This window comes from Enterobacter sp. Lyrl_3 (genome assembly GCF_051948675.1).
Lineage (GTDB): Bacteria > Pseudomonadota > Gammaproteobacteria > Enterobacterales > Enterobacteriaceae > Enterobacter > Enterobacter cloacae.
Genome location: NZ_JAYJLI010000061.1, coordinates 1 through 801 on the forward strand (window position 1 = coordinate 1; position 801 = coordinate 801).

Consider the following 801-nt stretch of genomic DNA (forward strand, 5'->3'; position numbering starts at 1 on the left):
ACTTTCTCGGGGATTGTGCAAACTTTCAAACACACATCGCCAGGGGTCCCAGGGTGGAAACCCGGCTACTACAACAAGCAGAGTTTCGGCGTCCCTGTCGGAACGGCAATGTTGCAGATGGGAGCGTTCCCCGTAGCGTCGCACTTCTATACGGCGGCGGGCGAAGATATATCAGAAAATTTCACAATGACCATACCCGGCGGTTCAGGTGTAACCCTATCGTCACAGGATACGCCTCTCCCGACGACGGTCGGCTATCCAATGGTCAGTGCGCTCCGGGGCGACTGCGGTGCTCAAGTCGCGTGTCTCGGCTACTGGGCAACAAACGCCGGCACATCATTCCCCAACTATGAACACTATACGGAAGACGGAGCATGGACAAACACGTTTGCGCCGAAAGCGGACGCAACAGGCAGCACATCAGCATCTTATGCCACGTTTGGCGTGTCATTCTTAAACGGCGCAATACCGATGAAACCCGATGGTAGCGCCCCGGATTATGATGGTATACCAGACAACACAGACGTCCATGATACCTGGACCATGGAGTTCTCCATTGCCTGACAGGTCAACGTGTCAGAGGGGAGCAGGGAGGCTCCCCACCGTCTGACATAGTTCGCCATCCGCGCGGCCTGTGCCTCAGGGCTCAGGTGGCGGATGTGCTCATAAAGCTGGCGACATTTCAGACGGTGTTTTTCGGTGGCTCTGGGGGCAAAGGCAGTGATGCCCTTGTCGGTAAACCAGAGCCCCATCCAGTCAAAGCCCTTTTGGGTTCTTCCCAGCTGGGTTTTGTCCGGATGT

1 pseudogene is annotated in these 801 nt (G+C 56.1%); it reads right to left on the reverse strand.

What is annotated here, in order from left to right:
* Window positions 1-497 precede the first annotated feature (497 nt).
* A pseudogene (locus tag VF709_RS24885) lies at window positions 498-801 on the reverse strand (hypothetical protein); the annotation flags it as partial.